We start from the raw sequence: 16,347 nt of genomic DNA, 5'->3' as shown, positions 1-16,347 counted from the left end.
TTCTCATTTAACAAGAAGCTCGCAGAGAAAGTCATAGGCAATTACAGTCAAGAATAGGCATACTGAAAGAAGGAGAAAACTTTAGACCACTCTCTCCCAAATCGGCGTGAAGGTGATTAAGCAACAATGAGACGTAAATCTACTGGTAGATCGGCTACTACTTCTAAACCCTCTATTTTCCAATCCCCTCTATTTAACTTCACCACCATCGCAATTATGGGAGGGGTGTTAATTTTGGGAATTGGGATTGGCATTGCTTTTAGTTCTACAACCACATTGGCACCATCAAATGTGGCTTCCCGTGAATTTATAGACACCAAAGCACCGAACCCGGAAATTTGCGTGCAGTACGGAGCCAGCGCGATGGTGATGGACGCTAGACTGTTTGTCACTCTCAACCCCTTTAATGTCTATGTTTCCCAGCCTAGTATGCGTCCTGGATGCGTGCTGCGACAAAATAACTGGGCGCTTTTAGAGCAACGTAAGCTAGTGACATCCGAGCAGGTAAGAGATTGCAAAAATCGCCTGAACACCTTTGGTTTCACAGGTAACTTGGACAGTGACAAACCTGATATTAGATGTATATATCAAAATGAAGCTGCTCAAAACCTCTTCACCGCTCAACCGGGAGCAGTTGGAACACCTCAAGAAACGGATAGATTTTAGATTTGGGCATGGGGAATGGGGCATGGAGAAGAGACAAGGGAGAGATTGATTCAATAATTCTCCCTTGTCCTCCTTGTCTCCCTATTCCCTAATCCCCAGTACAGTGCTACGGAAATAAACAACCCCTGACGCTCGAGGACTCGCTAACGGGTGACGCTCTCTACGAGACGCTCCGCGAACGCAGGCTTGCTAACGCTGCGCTAACGGCAGTTCCTCATGGGGAGCCAGTACGTTGGGCGGCTCTGCCGACAGCCAAGCAACTGGCGTGGGAACCCCCTCTGAGCGACTGCCTCACCATTTCAAATCAACAAAACCTTTACGCTTTATTTCTTTTGACTTTTGACTTTTGACTTTTAACTTCCGCCTTGCGGTACTAGTCCCCCGCGATCGCATCTGCTTTCATCAAATCACTCGTACTCATCACGTATAATGGTCAAACCTAAAGCTTTATAGGCACTCAGCATATTATTAGGTACTGTCGGTGCTGTTACTAGGTAAGTCAGGGCATGAATAGACTCCACTAGATAAGGAGCAGCCGTGTCTAGTTTTTCTGCTGTTACTAATCCGACTACCTCAGCCGAGCCAGCAATCATGGCTCGTTTGACGTGGGCTTCGTCTAGGTTAGGTACACTAATCCCAACTTCTGGATGCAAACTGCAAACTCCCAACATACACAAATCTGCACGAATCATCCGTAATGTCTCAATTGTGACAGTACCGACGTTCACCAAGGCTTTTTTGTAGAGTTGTCCACCTAACATCACAACCTCTATATGGGGATGTTCTGCTAAAGCAACGGCGATTGGCGGACTATTTGTGATCACTGTTGCGTGCAAATCTAAAGGCAAATGACGAGTTACTTGGAGAGTTGTCGTACCTCCATCTAAAATCACCACCTGTCCTGTACAAACTAATTTTGCTGCTGTGCGAGCGATCGCTTCCTTTTCTTTTGGCGCTTGCTTTTGGCGATCGGCATAACTGGCGGTGGCTGGAGATTTCAGGAGCGCTCCTCCATGAACGCGTTGCAATAGTCCGGTTTCTGCCAGTTCTCGCAAGTCTCGGCGAATCGTATCCTCAGAAACTTTGAGAACAGCACTAAGTTCTGTCGAAAGTACCTTTTTATCACGACGCAGAATTTCTAAGATGAATTGTCGTCGTTCAGCAGTTAGCATAATTAATTTTCCTGAAATTGCGTTTTTGGACTTGAAATTGCACGTTTGTGAGTTTATACTTATTGATATGCAAGTTCTTGTACGGTAATCCGTAACTTCAATTGAATTCAAGCACATTCATGCACAATTGCATGTATTAATTTTGGCATTTGATGATATCACACGGTTCCACAATGGTTCTGAGTGGTTAGTTTGAGCTTGGATAATTGTTGCCCATCGGGGTTTTAACAATTTTTTTGTAGTGCGATCGCCCGTTTTGTCTGTTCAAATTGTTTTTTATTCAATCAAGAAACCATGACTATTACGAATACCCAATTTGCAATTGATCTCGGTGCTTACAAGCCTTTAGCGTTCAATCCCGCAAATTCCAGCCTCACAGATGAACAACGAAATACTCTCAAAGCGAATATTCAACTTTGCCGAGATGCGATCGTCTTTTTTACAGCGACTGGTGCTGCTAGCGGAGTCGGCGGTCATACTGGCGGGCCATACGATACAGTACCAGAGGTGATGATCCTTGATGCTTTTTTCCGGGGAGCATCGGAGCAATTTGTGCCAATTTTCTTTGATGAAGCAGGACATCGAGTCGCCACCCAATATCTAATGGCAACATTGCATGGTGATTTACCTGCCGAGCAACTTTTACATTATCGGCAAGCACATTCCAATTTACCGGGACACCCGGAACTAAAACTAACTCCTGGTGTGAAATTTAGTTCTGGGCGCTTGGGGCATATTTGGCCTTACGTCAATGGTGTGGCAATGGCGAATCCAGGCAAAGCTGTTTTCTGTCTCGGTTCTGATGGATCGCAGCAAGAAGGCAATGATGCCGAGGCTGCTCGCTTGGCTGTTGCTCAACATCTTAATGTCAAGCTACTCATTGATGACAATGATGTCACGATCGCTGGACATCCTTCTAAATATTTACCCGGTTTTAGTGTCGCCAAAACCTTAGAAGGTCACGGGTTGAAAGTACTTCAGGGAGACGGGGAAGACTTAGACGATTTATACCGTCGTATTTGTGAAGCTGTGAATACTCCCGGAGCGATCGCTCTAATCAATAAACGCCCGATGTGTCCTGGTATTGAAGGTTTAGAAGGTTCCATTCATGGTCATGATGTAATTCCTCTAGATTTAGCAGTTAAGTATCTAGAATCTCGCGGACAAACTGCGGCTGTCGAATACCTTAAAAGTATTGAGAAACCCAAACAACCATATACGTTTCTGGGTTCCAGTGACAAATGGGGCGCTAACCGCAGTGTGTTTGGTGAAGCCGTAGTGGGTGTCCTCAGTCGCATGAGTGAAGGGGAGCGTAAAGAAAAAGTCAAGGTCATTGATAGCGATCTAGAAGGCTCCTGCGGTTTGAAGATAATTCATGAAACATACCCAGAAATATTTATTTCCTCCGGCATTATGGAACGGAGCAACTTCTCTGCTATGGCCGGATTCGGGATGGACGAGGGCAAGCAAGGTATTTTTGCGACCTTCAGCGCCTTCTTAGAAATGTGTATCTCAGAAATCACGATGGCACGGCTGAACTATTCCAATGTTCTGTGTCATTTTTCCCATGCGGGTATAGATGACATGGCAGATAACAGCTGCCACTTTGGTATAAATAATATGTTTGCCGACAATGGCTTAGATGATGGCTACCCAACACAGTTGTACTTCCCGGCAGATAATAATCAAATGACAGCTTGTGTAGAAGCTGTGTTCTTTGAGCCGGGACTGCGGTTTATTTTCTCCACCCGTTCCAAAGTGCCCAATATTCAGGACAGCAACGGCAATGACTTCTTTGGAAGTGGCTACAAATTTGTTCCTGGTAAAGATGAGGTTATACGAGAAGGGACGCAAGGCTACATTGTCAGTTTTGGTGATGCTCTCTACCGTGCCGTTGATGCTGTAGAGCGTCTGAAGCAAGAAGGGTTAGACATTGGTTTAATTAACAAACCAACTTTAAACACCATTGATGAAGAAATAATTACCAAAGTTGGTAATGCTCCTTTTGTGCTTGTAGTAGAACCCTTCAACCGTCGCACTGGCTTAGGTAGTCGTTTCGGCTCTTGGCTGCTAGAGCGGGGGTTGACTCCCAAATATGCCCATCTTGGAACTCATAAAGAAGGTTGCGGCGGTTTGTGGGAACAGTACCCATATCAAGGTATCGATCCAGTCGGCATCATCAACAAGGTGAAGGAGTTAGTTGGAAAAAAATAATTCATTTATTAGGGCATAGCGCATAGCAAATGGGGCATTGGTTCGATTTCCCATGCCCCATGCCCTTCAGGAGTGCTAAGTACGAGCGATCTGATGAAGAAAGATGCGATCGCTGGAGACTGGGGAATAGCGAGACAAGGAGGACAAGGGAGACAAGGGGGAATTATTGAATCAATTTTTCTCCGAAGTTCTGATGCTTACGGCGGGCTGCGCCAACGCCGGAAGTCGGCGCTCAGACTTCTCTCCTTGTCTTCCCCCTCTTCCTTGTCTCTTCTCCATGCCCCATACCCAATTCCCTATATTTTATTTAGTTTTGGGTAAAGGTTGACCAAACTCGATCACTGGAGGATCGGGAGCATTGGGGATTGTTGGAACTGGAAATTCCGATATTCCCGAAGGAGGAATGTTATTTAAATTATCGAGTTGATTTGGGAAAGAAGGAGGGGGAAGAATCGAAGCAGGTTGTTGAGAGGATGTATTTGGATTTAAAGGAGGTACGGTGACAAAAGGCTGCCCTGAGTTAGTAGTTGTTGAGGGCAGTTGATTGGATGGAGGCGGAACTGTGAGTGAGGGCGATTGTGAATTAGTAGTTACGGGTGGGTTACTAGGCGGCTTTTGGAGTGTTTGAGGTTGTTTCTTGGCTGAAGCTGCGGACTTTCCTGGTTTTACAGCAGTAGTTTTACCAGAAATAACCGGACGTAACACCCAGCGAGTGGAGTTTTTTCGGGAAACAGGTTGCAGTTGTACCTGTTTGGGATTAAAAACAGTTCCTGCTGCTAAATCTAAGACAATGCGTGTATCCTTCGCGTTCAGTTGAGAAATGCGAATGCTTTTGATTGCTCCAGAATAATTTTGTTGCGTGGTAATTTTGCCCAACTTAGTATTCGGTAAATCTACAACTAGACGAGAGGGTTGTGCCAAGTAGAAATAACGAGGGGTTGTGCCTGCTGAAAGGGTAATTTCGAGTTGCTGTGTCTTGGGAGAAAAACGCCAATTATTTAGCTTTGCCCCTGGTGTAGCAGCAGTAGTACAAGTTTCGAGGGCGATCACAGCATAAAAACCTAATATACTGATGCTAAATAGCTGCTTGCCTGATTGATAAAATTGCTTAGTCTTTAGTCTCCGATCCATTCTGTTTATTTGCTCCATAAAACCCATACAATGCGCTGACATTGCTGTTTACTTCGCGCTTCCAATCCCGTAGACGCGATTAATGAGCCAGCGCGTTGCGGGGGTTCCCCCCGTTGTAGCGACTGGCGTCGCGTCTCCACCCACTCCCCATTCAATTGGCTTTTTGGGGCACAGCCGTAAATTTTAGAGTTTGTGGAATACCATTTACAGTTAATTGACCTGTCATATTAGCTTTATCCACAAGTTGCATTTGAATTGTGACTGAGTTTAGAGGATCGTTTTGAGGGCGAGGAATATTACAAAGGATTGATCTGCCTACTTTCCCAGATAAATTTAATTGTTGATTTCTGAAAATGCCTGCCAGAGAGTGCTTTTCGTCAGTGTCGGCTTTAGCGCTTGCCGGTAATACAGAGGCATTTAAGTAAATACCTGACTGCTCAATGTTTAACGTCAGAGTATCCGATTTTTCACAATTAGGCAAATTCTCCGCTAGGGTCAGACGATACCGACCGCTAATAGGAGGAGGAGCCTTGAGATTGTTTTCTCCGTAAGCACTAACAGTTTTAAACAATAGTAGTACTGAAATTATTGCTACTCCGTAAAAAGTTAAAGATTTGAAGTTGAAATGATTCATGTTCTCAACTCCTCAATGTTGGCTCTTGACTACTAACTTCAGTAAGTACGGAAGCCAGATGCGCGGTGACTTGACTGTAGCGACGGGTAATCAGCAAGGAGGAGGAACATTGGATGGCTAGTTGATCTGTATATCTTCCCAAGGTTTGACGCTCAATACCCCAAGCGCGGCTGGTGCCAGCAATAGTTAGGTCAACACCTTCTGAGGCTTGAATTACGGCTTGGATTGGTTCTGGGGCTTCGATAATTTTGATTTCAATGCGATCGCGTACACTACTCGGTAATTTCTCCATCATCGTATTTAATTCGTAACTCAATTCATCCTTGAGCTGATTTTCGGGTACAACCTGTAAAACCTGTAACACACAAGTCTCACGGTTAATTAGCAGTCTCAGAGCTATTATTAGCGCTAAATCATCATGAATATTTGCCGAATAAGGCACTAACAAGCTTTCTAAGCGATCGCTTCCCTTGTCTATAAACACTGCAACATCAACTGGCGCAGTAGTGAGCATTTGACCAACTCTTCCACCTAAGCGATTGCTACTAAAAGCTGGACGATGCCATCCGACAAGAATTAAATCAGCTTGTTTGAGTGCGGCAATCTGTGCAGTTTCTCGTGCAACATTACTAGATATGCGAACGATTGGACGCACATGAGAGCGTATTTCAACTGGTTCGAGAGTATTAATCAATTCTTCTAGCTGCTGGCGGCGCTGGGCAATTAATCGGTCTGCTTCAACTGGCGTACTTTCAAAGGCATAATCTTCTTCAAATTCAATCAAGCTTAGAGGGTTAACAACGGCGGGATGTTGAGAGTTGAGAGCGATGCTTGCTGCCAACTGTAGCAAGCCTTTTTGGGTACTCGGATTCGCCACTGGCACCAAAATTCGGTAGGGACGAATGTAAGTTTCGGCACCAGTAGCGCTGGTAGCTGTTTGTGCTTCTAACTCCGGTTCCACCACATCTAACCTAATTAGCTTCTTCGGATATGTCCATTCCAGCAGTGGCGAGGTCATGAAGGTAGTTACCAATGCCATAATTACTAGCATGGTAAATATTAAGGGGGAAATTACCCCTAACTCTAAACCAATGTTTAGCACTATCAGTTCGGTTAAACCGCGAGTATTCATTAACCAACTGAGTGCCGAGGCTTCCCGTTTATTAATTCCACTGATACGGGCCGCTACATAAGTACCAACATATTTACCTGCGATCGCCACTCCTAAAACCAACGCACACAAAAGCCACAATTCGGGACGGTTAAGCAAGCCAATCTGCGTTTTTAAACCACTGTAGGCAAAAAATATAGGCAGCAAGAAAATTAAGACAAAATCTTCCGTTTTTACGGCCAATTCCCGCACTAAATCTTCATTTTTGGGCATGGCTGCTCCCAGCAAAAATGCCCCGAAAATTAAGTGAATCCCAATTAGTTCGGTGATTAGTGCGGACGCAACCACACCCATATAAATCCCAGCTAGCAGTAATTGGCTGAGTCGTCTCGTACGGAGGTAATGTTTGGCAAGGCGTTGCAGGAACCAACGACCTGCTGTCAATATCAAGCCGATGTAGACGATACTGGCGATAATTGTGGGTATGGCACCAGCAAAGTCGCCAGTCCGAGCAACTGCGATCGCTACCGCCAAGAGACACCAAGCTGTCACATCATCTACGGCTGCACAAGTTAACGCTAACGTTCCTAAACGCGTTCCTTGTAAATTGTTTTCAGTAATAATTCGCGCCAACACAGGGAAGGCAGTAATTGACATCGCCGCCCCTAAAAATAAAGCAAAGGCGGTGAAAGATACGCTAGCGTCAGAAACTAGAGGATAAAGTACCACAGCTAGCAATGTTCCTAGAGAAAACGGCATCAAAATGCTGACATGAGAAGTCAAAACTGCTACTTCTATTTGACCGCCGAGATATTTGGGATTTAGTTCTAACCCAATCAGAAACATGAAAAATATTAGTCCCACCTGAGACAAAACATTCAGAAAAGGAAAAGTTTCTGGTGGAAACAAGGTAACTGCTAGATGAGGAGCAATTAAACCAAATAAAGATGGGCCAAGCATAATCCCGGCGACAATCTCACCAATAACCAGTGGTTGCTTAATGGAACGGAATGCTAGTCCTACTAGCCGTGAAAGCCCAATAACAATCAGCACCTCAACCAGAACAAGAATAACTGTGTGCATGGTTTCCTTAAAATTAACTATCTGGTTTCCCTAAGATAATTCTTTAAAAGACTGGGAAATGTCAAGCTTGTTAAATATAACCAAGAGTAATTTCTGCTTTCTTGTTATATTAATTATTGTTACGATGCAGTTCAGCCGTAAAACATGAATTCTGATGATTTTAGTAGCTCAATTGATAATAACTTTCTAATTACCATTATTAATAAATTTAGGTAATAGTTAGTCATTTGTTAGTACAACTTAAACGCCATAAAAAAATAGTGATATGGTAATTTGATTTGCTCTTTGCTAAAAGTATTTAGCTCCCCAACTTCTTGAAGACGTGGGGATCTTTTTATTTATAACTTGTTTAGAATTGCTCTAGTTAGAGTCAAAGCAGAGAGTTTTTCCCAATTATTAAGTAATTAATTTTATATTTAAATTTACTTATGTAGAATATTTCTCATAGCTTGTACCGTGCAATAAAAAGGCAATCAGTGGTGATGCCATCAAAGTAGTAATGACTGCCATAATAACCATAATAGTGAATAAAGTTGGGGTAATTATACCTTGTTCTAAACCAATGTTGAGGATAATTAACTCCATCAAACCACGAGCATTCATCAAAGCGCCGATAGTTGCAGATTCGCGCCAATTTTCCCCGGCTAATTTTGCAGCTAACATACAAGCGACACCTTTACCAAGAATTGCGATCGCAATAATTAACAGCGTCACTCCCCACAAAGTAGGTGTGTTTACCAAGCCAATTTGAGTGTTTAATCCAGAGAAAACGAAAAATATTGGTAACAAAAAAGAAGTGGTTAAAAACTCTGTATATTGGCAAATTTGTTGGGCGAATTCTCCGCGTGGTGTCACTGCTCCCAACACAAAAGCACCGAATATTGCATAGATGCCTGTAACATCAGTAAACCATGCACAAAACATCAAAATTATCAACATCAAAGTTAGGGTTTGTTTGTTCACACCTACATCGCGTTTTGTCATGCGTGTGAATGCTTTTAATAGAGGTTGTCCGAGAAAAATTGCAAATAGCACATAGCAAATGCCACCACCAATTGCTAATATGGCAATGCTCAAAGAATTTTTCACGCTAGCAAGCACAATTGCCAGCAAACACCAAGCAACTGCATCATCTACAGATGCTGCACCTAAAGCCAAAGTACCAAAGCGAGTTTGTGCAAGACCACGTTCGTAAAGAATACGAGCTAACATCGGGAAAGCCGTAATTGTCATCGACGCACCGAGATACAAAGCCGCTGACCAAGGCATGACTTTTGGTTGAAAGAAATCACCATTGTGATAAAACCAAAAAGATGCGATCGCTCCTAAAATAAAGGGAGTGATAATCCCAGCCGCAGATAGCAAACTTGCGCTTTTGATATGATGTTTTAAAAGTTTGGTATTAAACTCTAAACCAATCAAAAACATATAAATTACCAACCCAATCTGGCTGATAGCATATAAAATCGACATCGATGGACTGGGTATCTTAAGTCCGACAGCAGTGATGATGGGAAGCTTAGGAAATAGCCATTGCTGAAAATCTGGTGCAATCAATCCTAAAAGTGATGGCCCTAGCATGACACCTGCAATCATTTCGCAAACAACATCCGTTTGAACAAAATAGCGGCGTCCTAAAATTGTAACAATGCGACAAGTGGTTAAAATAACTGTAAGTTGTAGAAATAGCCGAATAACCAGATCAAAATTTGACATTGCACTTCCTTAATTTGCGTCTCTGCATTGAAGAATCTCTCTAGACTCCAAAGCTTGTCCTGTTTTTACTCATATATGATTAATACATCAGCACAAGTGCCAATTTTGTAAGCATAAAATAGCTGTTTTTAATTTAATGAGATACAACAGGCAATGTGTTGCTTTGATTTCCAAAGTTGTAGCAGTTGCAATGTTATTCTTAGGAACGCAGACAACTGTACGTCAATACAAGATATTGCATCCAAACTAAAACCGCCATATATGATTTTTTATAATTTGTTAATTTACAATTTTTAACTTTTTTATCTATTTAAATTACAATCGAGTGTCAGTACGTACAAATGCGGATACTGACAGTTTAATTACCTGATAATTGCTATAATTTTTGATTCAATTAGTTTCGATGATTTGAGATTTTACAACCACTCCCCACCCCGAAAACGCCAACGGGGGAAAATAATTCGCATTAGGCTTTGGGAACTAATAAAAACTGCTATCCACACGATGCTATAGTGCAATAAAAAAGTTCCTGTTGACAGTTCTTCTTTAGGTAAAGATATTGGTAAAAAGCCAAATAGTTTGATTCCACAAAATATAAATATTAATTCCCATATACCAGCCAAGAGTTGATAAACTGCGGGCCAATCCCTATCCCAACGGTATTTTTGCAAATAGTCATAAAGCACATCCCAGCCTATGCCAAAGATGGCGACATAAGCAAGTATCCAAAAATAAACCGAGTTAGCACCAGGGCCAATCCAACCTATTGCAAAAGGTAAAGATACGAGTACGCCGACAGTTGCCAGTAATAATAATCGAGTTTGCCAGCGACCAAATAAAGTTGGTGTCATAGGAGTGCTGAGTTAAGAGTTAGGAGTTATGAATAATATAGATAAATTAGAGTTTTTCTAAATAGATTTAGACTCGCTTTTATTAAAAATGCAGAAAAATTGTGGTGCTTTTTACGAGGATTGCAAATACGAGAATATTAGCTAGTACAGCACAGCGGAAATAAACATACCCATACCCTTCGGGAACGCCAAGGGCGAACGAGTGACGCTCTCTACGAGACGCTGCGCTAACGGCAGTTCCTCATGAAGGGAACCCCCTCTTCTGCGGACTGCCTCACCATTTCAAATGGCGCAAAAGCTTAGAATACAATTATGCGTGACTTTTGACTTTTGACTTTTGACTTCCGCCTTGCGGTACTAGCCTCAAAGCACCAACACATCTATATTATTAGGATGGTTTAAGGTGATAATCAAATTTAGAATGGTAAGCTGCATTTGCAAAGTCCATTGAAAGTATGGCATCCCAATTGATTACATCTTCTAACAAAGCTTGATAACCTAGTGTATTGGGATGAAGTCCATCTTCACTCAAGCGTTTGAGTCGCCAACTTTCACCACGTTCCGTCCATTGCTCAAAAATATCCAAATAGGGAATCTGCCGTTTGGTGCAAGCAATTCGAGTTGCTTCTTTGTAGCGGTACTGGTCGGCATGATTATAGTAAAAACAATCTAAAAATGGCATTTTGGCTTCATCTACTGGCACCATGCCTACAAATAACACAGGACAGAGTTGCTGTGCTAAATCTAGCAGAGACGCAATTTCCTTTTCAAATAAGGTAAAATCTGTGTAACTTCGGCCATCGGGACGCGCCAACCGCGCTGAGTCATTTACGCCTACTGATAAAATAATCAAGTCGGGGACACGGTTTCGCAGTTCACCCCGGTGGCGGAACTCAACTTCTAGCCTTTGGGCTACTTGTTGCGTGCGATCGCCTCTTACCCCTAAATTATAAAGAACATGACCGGCACTATCCGGCAACATCCACCATCGCCGTAGTTGCTCAATCCAGCCTCCTTTTTCCGGGTCGCCGAATCCATAAATTAAGCTATCCCCCAGTGCGACAATCTTCATAGGCTGAAAGTGATTTGGTGGTACAGACAGCTGCATTGAGGAAGAAGCTAGAAATGTGTGCATTTAAAAACTATATTTTATATCTTTACAAGATTCTATACATTTCTATACCATAGATGGCTATCTTTAGTGTCCAAGCATCTATGGAGTTTCTACTTGTTGAGATGGTTGCAAGGTTAATTATTGCCACAGTTGAGCCTCTGAGGGTGAATGTTGAACCTTTGAAGGTGAATGTTGAGCCTCTGAGGGTGAATGTTGAGCTTCTGAGGGTGAACGTTGAGCTTCTGAGGGTGAATGTTAAGCCTCTGAGGGTGAACGTTGAGCTTCTGAGGGTGAATGTTAAGCCTCTGAGGGTGAATGTTAAGCCTCTGAAGGTGAACGTTGAGCTTCTGAGGGTGAACGTTGCACCTTTGAGCCTGAAACTTGCACCTTTTATGCTGAAACTTGCACCTTTAAGCTTGAACGTTGCACCTTTGAGCCTGAAACTTGCACCTTTTATGCTGAAACTTGCACCTTTGAGCCTGAAACTTGCGGTTTAAAAGCTCAAGTTTGGGGTTTGGTACTGAAAACGTCTATGCAATGTCTACGATGGGCGTAGCTGCGGCACCATATTTCATTTTATTTTAGGTATAAGTGAGCGCTCATACTGCGATAAATGAGTTTGAGAATCGAACCGCAGAGGCGCAGAGGACACTGAGGAAAAGAGAAGAAGGAGCCTTAGCGCAGCTTATCGTACTCCCAGTCTTAAACAAGCTATGCGTAACGTTCCATTGGCGCAGTCTCTCGTAAAGAAGGAAAGGTATCGCTATTATATAACTGTGTATTTGCTTAATTTTGGCATCTGTCGTTAGGATAAGTTACAGGTGTAAAAGTTATATCTACTGCTAGCAAAGATGAATATTGATCTTGTAGTTAATGCACTTAAAAGTATTGCTAAACCTGCGGCTTCTCTAGTTATTAATCAAGCTCAACGCAATGAAACTGTAGTCAGAACCTTAAAACAATACGATTTTGACCCAGTACAACCACCCAAAGATGTTGATGGGGTTTATGTTTACTCTTTAATTGAGTATGGCGTGGGTAAGCCGGAAGCAATTCTCAATCTTTTTCGAGAAAGAGAGATTAAAAAGGCTTTTTGGAGTGCTTATACTTCTAATAATCCCTTGGGTTTCTACAAGCAAGTAGAAAAGTTTTTGCAGGGGAATGATTTAGCTTATGATATCCGATTATTGAGAATTGAGTTGCACTCTGAGTTAGAAGAATTTGGCGAAATATTTATTAAGGTTGCCAAAAAAAGCAAATCCAAAGAGTTTGAACCTTTCCCTGATTGGAATTTAGACGAGTATCCAGCAGAATTTAAGTCATTAATTAGAGAAAAAATTCGCTCTTTTTGCGGTCGTAAGTTTGTTTTCGATAAATTTAAACAATTTTGCGACAAAAATCGCAGTGGTTACTTCACAGTGGTGGGTGATGCAGGGATGGGGAAGAGTACCATTGCTGCAAAATATGTCTGGGACAATAAATCACCATGCTATTTTAATATTCGCTCTGATGGTCGCAATCGAGCGGAGCTATTTCTGGAAAGTATTCGCAAACAATTAATTAAGCGTTACCAGTTGCAGAATGCCGAGAAGGCTAATTTAGCTGATTTACTAGAACAGGTTAGCAAAAAACTGCCTACTGGCGATCGTCTTGTAATTGTAGTTGATGCTTTGGATGAAGTAGAACAAGAAGCAGGGGGAAATCTTTTAGATTTACCGCCGTCACTTCCTGAATGTGTCTATTTTCTGCTGACTAGACGACCCTATACTATAGATAAAAAACGCTTGTCTGCACCAGATGTCCCGGTAGAGGAGCTAGATTTAAGGGGAAGTCAGTATGTTAATTTGAGTCGTGAAGATATCAAAGAGTATATTCGCTTCTTTTTAAATGATGATAAAGACTATAAAAATGCACTTAGACAATGGATTCAAGACCGCAATATTTCTGATAACGATTTTGTTGAGCAAGTAGCAACTAAAAGTGAAAATAATTTCATGTACTTGCGTTATATTTTGCCAGGAATTGCTAAAGGTGACTATAAAGACCTGAATTTAAAGCAATTACCCGATGGTTTACAAGATTATTATCAAGTTCATTGGCAGCGCATGGGGATGGAAGAAAAATCCCAAGAATTAAAAGTATTTATCCTGTTTATTTTAGTGGAGATTGGTACACCAATTCCCTGTGAGATGATAGCGGATATTGCTGAACAGGATGAATTGGATGTGCAATCAGTTTTAAAGGAGTGGGTTGAATATTTGAAGCCGCAGGATATAAAGGGAGAACTCTGCTACAGCATCTATCACGCTAGTTTTTTAGACTTCTTGAAAGTAAAACGGGTTCTGGATTCTAAACGAAAGCTATTTCAAGAGGTTAATCAACGCATTGCAGACTACCTTGTAAGGAAGATGGCGTAATATGGGAGAATTTGTTGACAAGTTCGCGGCAGAAAGTCCCGCTTTTCAACGTGCTTACTTGGGTAGTTTAGCGCCTAGCTTGGTGAAGTCGGGAAAGTTAGAGAAGTATTACCAAATCCTGACTGATTTTGATTTTTTGGTGGCAAAGATTAATCATCCTGAGTTTGGCGTACAGCCACTAATTGAAGATTATGATTTGATTGATGATACAGATACATTAAATTACCCAGAATATAACTCTGAGAAAGTCAAAAGTCTGAAATTGATTCAAGGTGCATTAAAACTATCAGCGCATATATTAGCAGTGGATAAGGGGCAATTAGCGAGTCAATTGCACGGACGGTTACTAAATCAGAAAATGGCTAAGGAGATTCAGGCATTATTGGCAAAAATAAAGCAAAGCACAACTATCCCTTGGCTGTGTCCCTTAACCCCAAGCTTAACGCCACCAGGGGGAGGCTTGCACCGCACCCTCAATGGTCATAGTAACTGGGTAAAAGCCGTCGCCGTCACCCTCAATGGTCATAGTAACTCGGTAAATGCCGTCGCCGTCACCCCCAATGGGCAACAGGTGATTTCTGCATCCCATGACTACACCCTGAAAGTCTGGAATCTGGCAACTGGGAAGGTCATTGCCACTTTCACAGGGGAATTTCCCATCTCTTGCTGTGCAGTTGCACCAGACGGCATGACAATTGTGGCAGGCGAACAATCAGGTAGGGTGCATTTTTTGCGTCTTGAGAACATGATAGAGGGATGAGTGGAGAAATAATGTTATCTGCCAAAGATTTCATTGACGCTAATATTCACATCGGGGAAGGTTTGAATTGATAAAGTTTGACCGCTAGTGAACTTTTGCATATGCTGATAACCTGCGGCTGTTGGTTGTTGATAAACTTCGACAATTTGCTCGTTAATATCTACTAACCAAACTTCAATTATGTTTGCTTCTGCATATAAAGGAATTTTCTCTTCCCAGTCATACATCACAGTCGAATCAGATACTTCAATTATTAAAAAAATATCCTGGGGTTGGGGGTGTGCAGTGGCGTAGAAATCATCACGGGGTTTAAGTAATGCTACATCTGGCTGAGGTTCTGAGTTATTGTTCAACGCGACCGGATTTTGAGCAGCAAGTATAACGCGTTTACCCAACAGCTGCACCAACAGATTAACTAGTCGATTTACACAAGCAGCGTGTTTTGTCCCAATAGGCGACATTTCAATAATCTCTCCCCGAATCAATTCCACTCGGTCATCTTCTGTGAGAATCCCCGACTCAACCATCTTATGATATTGCTCAATTGTGAATTTCCGTCTTAGCAATTGTACAGACATCGCCACCTCCACTGTTGCCTCATCTTTTAATTATTCTCCAAAATAGAGAGTGGGGATAAATATTTTCGTGAACGGTGGTGAGATTTTTGACTTTTGACTTTTGACTTTTGACTTCTCCCAAGGGGCTGACTGCCTCCTACTTTCTACTTCTCTGCTAATTCGACATAATATTAAGTAAATAAGACAATTCTATGAAAACAGTACCAATCCAATTACCATCAACTGTATTTTCGGCTCTCCGCAAGAACCCTGAAGAGTTCGTTCAGGAAATGCGGATTGCCGCCGCAGTAAAATGGTATGAATTAGGCGAAATATCTCAAGCTAAAGCAGCAGAAGTTGCTGGACTAACACGGACAGAATTTATTAATGCTCTATCTCGTTACCGAGTTGATTTCATGCAATACACTCCAGAAGAACTAGCCCAATAAATGGCAAATGTCGATTAACCGCATCATTATCAACTCTTCACCTCTGATTGTTTTATTTAAAAGTAAACAAGCAGAATTACTCCCGCAACTATTTAAAGAAATCATCGTTCCAGAAGGTGTTTTTGCAGAAGTCATGTCAGCAGGAGAAGATGATGCAGCCTCAAGACAATTACCCAGCGTTTCTTGGATACAAATAGTGAAAATTACGGCTGTAGCCCCTGAAGTTGCCGCTTGGGATTTAGCTTTAGGAGAGTCACAAGTATTAAGTCTAGCTTTGGAAACTTCAGAAAGGCGTTGCGGTCAATCGCTGGGCATTACTACCATTGGCACAGGAGGCTTACTAGTACTAGCAAAACGACGCGGCATAATTTTAAGCGTATCTCCTGGAATTCAAGCTTTACGTGATGCAGGTTTATGGTTATCTGAGACTGTAGTAAATTTGCTTAAACAACAAGCTGGCGAATAGGTACAA

At 42.2% G+C, this 16,347-nt stretch carries 16 protein-coding genes; 8 read left to right on the top strand and 8 right to left on the bottom strand.

Features of this window, described 5'->3' with window-relative positions; all coding sequences use genetic code 11:
* Positions 1-126 precede the first annotated feature (126 nt).
* Positions 127-666: a DUF3172 domain-containing protein gene (locus tag V7K56_RS01285; RefSeq protein ID WP_334906841.1), complete on the top strand. Its 540-nt coding sequence runs from the start codon at positions 127-129 to the stop codon at positions 664-666.
* 407 nt (positions 667-1,073) lie between these two features.
* Here the strand turns inward: V7K56_RS01285 and V7K56_RS01280 are convergent, their stop codons facing one another.
* Positions 1,074-1,838 (bottom strand): DeoR/GlpR family DNA-binding transcription regulator, encoded by a 765-nt coding sequence (locus tag V7K56_RS01280; protein ID WP_334906839.1) that lies wholly within the window; start codon positions 1,836-1,838, stop codon positions 1,074-1,076.
* 294 nt (positions 1,839-2,132) lie between these two features.
* On the opposite strand from V7K56_RS01280, the gene V7K56_RS01275 reads away from it, so the two are divergent.
* Together V7K56_RS01275 and V7K56_RS01270 are read left to right on the top strand one after the other, a co-directional pair.
* Positions 2,133-4,052, top strand: a complete 1,920-nt coding sequence (locus V7K56_RS01275) for a transketolase C-terminal domain-containing protein (RefSeq protein ID WP_334906837.1) — start codon at positions 2,133-2,135, stop codon at positions 4,050-4,052.
* Between the two features lie 72 nt (positions 4,053-4,124).
* On the top strand, positions 4,125-4,373 hold the full coding sequence (locus V7K56_RS01270; RefSeq protein ID WP_334906835.1) for a hypothetical protein: 249 nt from the start codon (positions 4,125-4,127) through the stop codon (positions 4,371-4,373).
* Here V7K56_RS01270 and V7K56_RS01265 read toward each other — a convergent pair.
* From V7K56_RS01265 to V7K56_RS01240, 6 genes are all read right to left on the bottom strand, one after another.
* Positions 4,356-5,183: an AMIN domain-containing protein gene (locus tag V7K56_RS01265; protein WP_334906833.1), complete on the bottom strand. Its 828-nt coding sequence runs from the start codon at positions 5,181-5,183 to the stop codon at positions 4,356-4,358. The genes V7K56_RS01270 and V7K56_RS01265 overlap by 18 nt on opposite strands.
* A gap of 151 nt (positions 5,184-5,334) precedes the next feature.
* A complete protein-coding gene (locus tag V7K56_RS01260; protein WP_334906831.1) occupies positions 5,335-5,817 on the bottom strand; it encodes a hypothetical protein in 483 nt (160 codons plus the stop codon).
* A gap of 4 nt (positions 5,818-5,821) precedes the next feature.
* Complete coding sequence (locus V7K56_RS01255; RefSeq protein ID WP_334906829.1) at positions 5,822-8,011, bottom strand: cation:proton antiporter; 2,190 nt, start codon at positions 8,009-8,011, stop codon at positions 5,822-5,824.
* A gap of 426 nt (positions 8,012-8,437) precedes the next feature.
* A complete protein-coding gene (locus V7K56_RS01250) occupies positions 8,438-9,727 on the bottom strand; it encodes a cation:proton antiporter (RefSeq protein ID WP_334906827.1) in 1,290 nt (429 codons plus the stop codon).
* Positions 9,728-10,143: 416 nt separating this feature from the next.
* Positions 10,144-10,578, bottom strand: a complete 435-nt coding sequence (locus V7K56_RS01245) for a hypothetical protein (RefSeq protein WP_334906825.1) — start codon at positions 10,576-10,578, stop codon at positions 10,144-10,146.
* 388 nt (positions 10,579-10,966) lie between these two features.
* Complete coding sequence (locus V7K56_RS01240) at positions 10,967-11,713, bottom strand: GDSL-type esterase/lipase family protein (protein ID WP_334906823.1); 747 nt, start codon at positions 11,711-11,713, stop codon at positions 10,967-10,969.
* Between the two features lie 80 nt (positions 11,714-11,793).
* Here V7K56_RS01240 and V7K56_RS01235 point away from each other — a divergent pair, with 80 nt between their 5' ends.
* From V7K56_RS01235 to V7K56_RS01225, 3 genes are all read left to right on the top strand, one after another.
* Positions 11,794-12,189 carry a hypothetical protein gene (locus tag V7K56_RS01235; protein WP_334906821.1) on the top strand — a complete coding sequence of 132 codons (396 nt, stop codon included), beginning with the start codon at positions 11,794-11,796 and terminating at the stop codon, positions 12,187-12,189.
* Positions 12,190-12,543: 354 nt separating this feature from the next.
* Positions 12,544-14,109 (top strand): NACHT domain protein, encoded by a 1,566-nt coding sequence (locus V7K56_RS01230; protein ID WP_334906819.1) that lies wholly within the window; start codon positions 12,544-12,546, stop codon positions 14,107-14,109.
* A gap of 1 nt (position 14,110) precedes the next feature.
* Positions 14,111-14,869, top strand: a complete 759-nt coding sequence (locus V7K56_RS01225; RefSeq protein ID WP_334906817.1) for a WD40 repeat domain-containing protein — start codon at positions 14,111-14,113, stop codon at positions 14,867-14,869.
* Between the two features lie 14 nt (positions 14,870-14,883).
* On the opposite strand, the gene V7K56_RS01220 is transcribed toward V7K56_RS01225, so the two are convergent.
* Complete coding sequence (locus V7K56_RS01220) at positions 14,884-15,447, bottom strand: Uma2 family endonuclease (RefSeq protein WP_334906815.1); 564 nt, start codon at positions 15,445-15,447, stop codon at positions 14,884-14,886.
* Positions 15,448-15,638: 191 nt separating this feature from the next.
* On the opposite strand from V7K56_RS01220, the gene V7K56_RS01215 reads away from it, so the two are divergent.
* Entirely contained in the window at positions 15,639-15,875 is a 237-nt protein-coding gene (locus tag V7K56_RS01215) for a UPF0175 family protein (RefSeq protein WP_334906813.1), read from the top strand.
* 7 nt (positions 15,876-15,882) lie between these two features.
* Positions 15,883-16,341, top strand: coding sequence for a DUF3368 domain-containing protein (locus V7K56_RS01210; protein WP_334906811.1), 459 nt, complete (start codon positions 15,883-15,885; stop codon positions 16,339-16,341).
* The last annotated feature ends 6 nt before the right edge of the window (positions 16,342-16,347 follow it).

The sequence above is a fragment of the Nostoc sp. genome, from assembly GCF_036917535.1.
Lineage (GTDB): Bacteria > Cyanobacteriota > Cyanobacteriia > Cyanobacteriales > Nostocaceae > Nostoc.
This window is presented reverse-complemented; position numbering and strand designations above follow the sequence as displayed.

Excerpts from the sequence above, each read along its gene's own strand:
- V7K56_RS01285 (WP_334906841.1), top strand. The coding sequence starts at position 127 with ATGAGACGTAAATCTACTGGTAGATCGGCTACTACTTCTAAACCCTCT.
- V7K56_RS01280 (WP_334906839.1), bottom strand. The coding sequence starts at position 1,838 with ATGCTAACTGCTGAACGACGACAATTCATCTTAGAAATTCTGCGTCGT.
- V7K56_RS01275 (WP_334906837.1), top strand. The coding sequence starts at position 2,133 with ATGACTATTACGAATACCCAATTTGCAATTGATCTCGGTGCTTACAAG.
- V7K56_RS01265 (WP_334906833.1), bottom strand. The coding sequence starts at position 5,183 with ATGGATCGGAGACTAAAGACTAAGCAATTTTATCAATCAGGCAAGCAG.
- V7K56_RS01260 (WP_334906831.1), bottom strand. The coding sequence starts at position 5,817 with ATGAATCATTTCAACTTCAAATCTTTAACTTTTTACGGAGTAGCAATA.
- V7K56_RS01255 (WP_334906829.1), bottom strand. The coding sequence starts at position 8,011 with ATGCACACAGTTATTCTTGTTCTGGTTGAGGTGCTGATTGTTATTGGG.
- V7K56_RS01250 (WP_334906827.1), bottom strand. The coding sequence starts at position 9,727 with ATGTCAAATTTTGATCTGGTTATTCGGCTATTTCTACAACTTACAGTT.
- V7K56_RS01245 (WP_334906825.1), bottom strand. The coding sequence starts at position 10,578 with ATGACACCAACTTTATTTGGTCGCTGGCAAACTCGATTATTATTACTG.
- V7K56_RS01240 (WP_334906823.1), bottom strand. The coding sequence starts at position 11,713 with ATGCACACATTTCTAGCTTCTTCCTCAATGCAGCTGTCTGTACCACCA.
- V7K56_RS01235 (WP_334906821.1), top strand. The coding sequence starts at position 11,794 with ATGGAGTTTCTACTTGTTGAGATGGTTGCAAGGTTAATTATTGCCACA.
- V7K56_RS01230 (WP_334906819.1), top strand. The coding sequence starts at position 12,544 with ATGAATATTGATCTTGTAGTTAATGCACTTAAAAGTATTGCTAAACCT.
- V7K56_RS01225 (WP_334906817.1), top strand. The coding sequence starts at position 14,111 with ATGGGAGAATTTGTTGACAAGTTCGCGGCAGAAAGTCCCGCTTTTCAA.
- V7K56_RS01220 (WP_334906815.1), bottom strand. The coding sequence starts at position 15,447 with ATGTCTGTACAATTGCTAAGACGGAAATTCACAATTGAGCAATATCAT.
- V7K56_RS01215 (WP_334906813.1), top strand. The coding sequence starts at position 15,639 with ATGAAAACAGTACCAATCCAATTACCATCAACTGTATTTTCGGCTCTC.
- V7K56_RS01210 (WP_334906811.1), top strand. The coding sequence starts at position 15,883 with ATGTCGATTAACCGCATCATTATCAACTCTTCACCTCTGATTGTTTTA.